This window comes from Streptomyces sp. OfavH-34-F, assembly GCF_022347745.1.
GTDB lineage: Bacteria > Actinomycetota > Actinomycetes > Streptomycetales > Streptomycetaceae > Streptomyces.
On the sequence record NZ_JAKRGC010000405.1, the window covers coordinates 1 to 4,769 of the forward strand.

A 4,769-nucleotide genomic window follows, 5' to 3' on the forward strand; every position below is an offset into this window, starting at 1 on the left:
TGCTCGCCGTCACCACCGGCGCGGTGCCGGGCGCCGTGCCCAAGGTGGGCGCGCCGGAGCAGGCCGTCACGGAGATCAGCAACCCGGTGCTGCGCCGCAGGCGGCCGGCCCGGAGCGCGTTCCGCACGGCCGGCCCGGCGGGCGGCGGTCAGTCGAACGCGTACTCCTCGACCTCCGACAGGTAGCGCGCCCTGCGCTCCTCGTCGTGGTCGAGGAAGGCCGCCCGGAAGGAGTTGCGGGCCAGCGTGCGCAGCTGTTCGCGGTCCAGGCCGAGCGCCTCGTGGACGGCGTGGAAGGTGTCCCCGACGTACCCGCCGAAGTAGGCGGGGTCGTCGGAGTTGACCGTGCACAGCAGCCCGGCCTCCAGCATGGCGGGCAGCGGGTGCTGCTCCAGCGTGTCGATCGCGCGCAGCCGTACGTTGGACAGCGGGCACAGCGTGAGCGGGACGCGCTCGGCGACCAGCCGCTTCACCAGATCCGGGTCCTCCATGCAGCGCAGCCCGTGGTCGATCCGCTCCACGCCCAGTTCGTCGAGCGCCTCGCGGATGTAGGAGGGCGGGCCCTCCTCCCCCGCGTGGGCGACCTTGCGCAGCCCGAGTTCCCCGGCCCGCTCGTACACCTCGCGGAACTTGGCGGGCGGGTGGCCGACCTCGGCGGAGTCCAGGCCGACGGCGCTGATCCGGTGCAGGTGCGGCCGGGCGGCCTCCAGGGTCTCCAGGGCCGATTCGGCGGACCGGTCGCGCAGGAAGCACATGATCAGCTGGGTGGAGATCCCGTGCTTCTCCTCGCTGCGCTCCAGCGCCCGTCCGAGCCCTTCGACGACGGCGGCGAGGGGGACACCGCGCGCGGTGTGGGCCTGTGGGTCGAAGAAGATCTCGGCGTGGCGCACCCCCTGGGCGGCGGCGCGGGCCAGGTACGCGTCGGCGAGTTCGGTGAAGTCGTCCGCCGTCCGCAGCACCGCCATCAGCGCGTAGTAGAGGTCGAGGAAGCTCTGCAGGTCCTCGAAGAGGTACGCGGTGCGCAGGGCCTCGGTGTCCGCGAACGGCAGGGTCACGCCGTTGCGCGCGGCGAGTGCGAAGGCCAGTTCCGGTTCGAGGGTTCCCTCGATGTGGAGGTGGAGTTCCGCTTTGGGGAGGTGCATGGTGGTTCTCGCTCACGGGTGGTGCTCGGGGGTGGGGGGCTGGGTGTGGCGGGTGTTACGGGTGGCGGCGCGGGACCGGGATGCGCATCAGGTCGCGGGCGACCGTCAGTTCGCCCTCGTACCCGGCGGCCCTGGCCTCGGCCTCGAAGGCCTCGGGCTCCGGGTAGCGCTGCGAGAAGTGCGTGAGGACGAGGTGCCGTACGCCCGCCTCGCGCGCGACGCCGGCTGCCTGCGCGGCGGTCAGGTGGCCGTGGTCGGCGGCCAGGGCGCGGTCCGGTTCGAGGAACGTGGACTCGATGACCAGCAGGTCGCAGCCCTCGGCGAGGGCGTGGACGCCGTCGCAGAGCCTGGTGTCCATGACGAACGCGAACCGCTGTCCGCGCCGGTGCTCGGAGACGTCGTCGAGGGTGACGCCGCCGAGGGCGCCCTCGCGCTGGAGGCGTCCGACGTCCGGTCCGGCGATGCCGTGTTCGGCGAGCTTCGCGGGCAGCATCCGCCGCCCGTCCGGCTCGGTGAGCCGGTAGCCGAAGGACTCGACGGGGTGCGACAGCCGGCGGGTGTCGAGCGTGTACGCGGCGGTGGTGGCCAGCGGTCCGTCGGCGGCGACCGGGGCCTCGGTCAGCTTCACGGTCTCGCGGTAGGCGGTGGCGTACCGCAGCCGGTCGAAGAAGTGCTGCCCGCTCGCCGGGTAGTGGGCGGTCACCGGGTGCGGGACCTGGTCGAGGTTGATCCGCTGGATCACCCCGGCCAGGCCCAGCGAGTGGTCGCCGTGGAAGTGCGTGACGCAGATCCGGTCGATGTCGTGCGCGGCGACCCCGGCCCGCAGCATCTGGCGCTGGGTGCCCTCGCCGGGGTCGAAGAGGATGCCCTCGCCGTCCCAGCGCAGCAGATAGCCGTTGTGGTTGCGGTGCCGTGTCGGGACCTGGCTGGCGGTCCCGAGCACGACGAGTTCGCGTGCGGACATTATCCGGGCGGCCATTCCAGACCGCGTCCGCCCAGTACGTGGGCGTGGGCGTGGAAGACGGTCTGGCCCGCCCCGGCCCCGGTGTTGAACACGACCCGGTAACCGGTCGCGTCGATCTTCTCGTCCGCGGCGACGTTGCCCGCCTCGCACAGCACGTCGGCGAGGACCTGCGGTTCGGCGGCGCCCAGCGAGGCGGCGTCGGGGTGGTGGAGCCGGGGGATGACGAGGACGTGGGTGGGTGCCTGCGGGTTGATGTCGCGGAAGGCGACGGTCGTCTCGGTCTCACGGACGATGGTGGCCGGGATCTCGCCCGAGACGATCTTGCAGAACAGGCAGTCGGGTTGGGGTTCTCCTGCCATTTGCTTGCGCGCTCCTTGGGTCTCGGATGATCCGTCGCGCACAGCCTATCCGGGGCGGGCGGAGGGCGGGGCGGAGAAGTCCCGCCCCGCCCTCCGCCCGCCTCACCTCAGCGCCCCGAGACCTCCGGCACCGCCGGCGGCACCTTCGCCGGCACCCGCTCCAGCGACTCCAGCCCGATCCGCACCGCCTCGTCCAGCTGCGGGTCGCGGCCCTCCGCGTGGTCGCGCGGGGTCATCACGACCTCCACGTCCGGGTCGACGCCGTAGTTCTCGACGCCCCACCCGTAACCCTCCAGCCAGAACGCGTACTTCGGCTGGGTGACCCGCGTGCCGTCCACGAGCCGGTAGCGGTTGTCGACGCCGATGACGCCGCCCCAGGTGCGTACGCCGACCACGGGGCCGATCTTCAGTGCCTTGATCGCGGCGTTCACGATGTCGCCGTCGGAGCCGGAGAACTCGTTCGCGACGGCCACCACGGGTCCGCGCGGCGCGTCGCCCGGGTAGCTGGCGGGGCGCATGCCGCGCGGCTGGTCCCAGCCGACGATGCGGCGGGCCAGCTTCTCCACGACGAGCTGCGAGGTGTGGCCGCCCCGGTTCTCCCGGACGTCCACGACCAGGCCCTCGCGCGCCATCTCGGTGCGCAGGTCGCGGTGGACCTGGGCCCAGCCGGAGCCGACCATGTCCGGGACGTGAAGGTAGCCGAGCCGGCCGCCGGACCGCTCGTGCACGTACGCCCGCCGGTCGGCGACCCACGCGTGGTAGCGCAGGGCCTCCTCGTCGGCGACGGGCACGACGACGACATGGCGCCGGTCGCCCCCGCCCGCCGGGACGACGGTCAGCTCGACGGGCTTGCCGGCCGAGCCGGTGAGCAGCGGCGCGGGCCCGGTCAGCGCGTCGACGGGCTGCCCGTCCACGGCCACGATCGCGTCCCCGGCCCGCACGGCGACGCCGGGCGCGGCGAGCGGCGAGCGGGCCGCCGGGTCCGAGGTCTCCGAGGGCAGCACGCGGTCGACGCGCCAGGTGCCGTCCTCCGCGCGGGACAGGTCGGCACCGAGCAGCCCCTGCCGGGCGGCCTCGTCGCGCCACCCGCCGGGCGGGGTCACGTAGGCGTGCGAGGTGCCCAGCTCGCCCTGGACCTCCCAGAGCAGGTCGATGAGGTCGTCGTGGGTCGCGACGCGTTCCAGCACCGGGCGGTAGCGGTCCAGGACGCCATCCCAGTCGACGCCGCCCATGTCGGAGCGCCAGAAGTTGTCCCGCATGATGCGCCCGGCCTCGTCGTACATCTGGCGCCACTCGGCGGCCGGATCGAGAATGCGGCGGATACGGGAGAGGTCGACGGTCACGGCGTCGTCGTGGTCGTCGTCACCGGCGGGCACCCGGCTGTCGGAGGGGACGACGGACAGCTTGCCGTGGCTGACGATCGCGAGCCGCTTCCCGTCCCCGCTGACCTCGAAACGGCCGACGTCGGAGGAGAGTTCCTCGCAGCGCAGCTTCTCCAGGTCGTAGCGCTCCAGGACGGTGTCGGGGCGGCGCGCGTCCGGTCCGGCGCCGCTGGTGCCGAGGACCCCGGTGAGCGGGTGGCGCAGCCAGAGCAGTCCGTCGCGCGCGGCCCGCAGCGAGGAGTAGACGGCGGCCTCGACGGGAAGGGGCACGATCCGGTCGGCGAGGCCGTCCAGGTCGATGCGGGTGATGGGCAGCGCGGTGGGGTTGTCCTCGCCGTCGCCGCCCTTCTCCTTCTCCGTGGGCCTGCCGTGCAGCTGCGGGCCGAACGGGGACGGGGTGGTCGCCGCGAGCGTCAGCAGGTGCGGCCGGCAGGAGCCGATGAACGCCATGTCGAAGACGTGCGCGTCGTAGATGGGGTCGAAGGCGCGCTCGGACAGGAAGGCGAGGTGCTTGCCGTCCGCGGTGAAGGCGGGCGCGAAGTCCCGGAACCGCAGCGGGGTGGCCTCGTGGACCGCGAGGTCGGCGATGTGGGCGAGCTTGAGCTGGCTCAGCGGCTCGGGGCCGGGGTGCGACCAGGCGAGCCAGGCGGAGTCGGGCGACCAGGCGAGACCGGAGGCGTCGCCGTCCTCGCTGCGGTCCACCTCGTGGAGTTCGCCGCTCTCCCGCTCCACGACGAGCACCCGCCCGTCGTGGGTGGCGACGGCGAACCGGCTGCCGTCCGGGGCGGGGGCGAGGTCCAGGACGCGGCCGAGCCGGCCGGCCCCGACCTGGTCGAGGTGGTGACGGGGGCGAGCGCCGTGGCGCACCGGTTCCACCAGCTCCAGCTCGGGGCGACGAGCGAGGTGTGCGCCCTGGTCACCGG

The 4,769-nt window shown here is 73.7% G+C and carries 4 protein-coding genes and 1 pseudogene; 1 reads left to right on the top strand and 4 read right to left on the bottom strand.

Annotation, left to right across the window (positions count from 1 at the left end; all coding sequences use genetic code 11):
* Nucleotides 1-185, top strand: a pseudogene (locus tag MHW47_RS32030) (MFS transporter); the annotation flags it as partial.
* Here MHW47_RS32030 and MHW47_RS32035 read toward each other — a convergent pair.
* The 4 genes from MHW47_RS32035 to MHW47_RS32050 form a co-directional block, all read right to left on the bottom strand.
* Entirely contained in the window at nucleotides 149-1,141 is a 993-nt protein-coding gene (locus MHW47_RS32035) for an adenosine deaminase (protein ID WP_239227366.1), read from the bottom strand. The pseudogene MHW47_RS32030 and the gene MHW47_RS32035 overlap by 37 nt on opposite strands.
* Nucleotides 1,142-1,196: 55 nt before the next feature.
* Nucleotides 1,197-2,105 carry a ribonuclease Z gene (locus MHW47_RS32040; RefSeq protein ID WP_239227369.1) on the bottom strand — a complete coding sequence of 303 codons (909 nt, stop codon included), beginning with the start codon at nucleotides 2,103-2,105 and terminating at the stop codon, nucleotides 1,197-1,199.
* Nucleotides 2,105-2,464 carry a histidine triad nucleotide-binding protein gene (locus MHW47_RS32045; RefSeq protein WP_239227367.1) on the bottom strand — a complete coding sequence of 120 codons (360 nt, stop codon included), beginning with the start codon at nucleotides 2,462-2,464 and terminating at the stop codon, nucleotides 2,105-2,107. Before MHW47_RS32045 ends, MHW47_RS32040 begins: the two co-directional genes overlap by 1 nt.
* A gap of 107 nt (nucleotides 2,465-2,571) precedes the next feature.
* On the bottom strand, nucleotides 2,572-4,769 hold a 2,198-nt coding region (locus tag MHW47_RS32050), incomplete at its 5' end, for a S41 family peptidase (protein ID WP_239227368.1).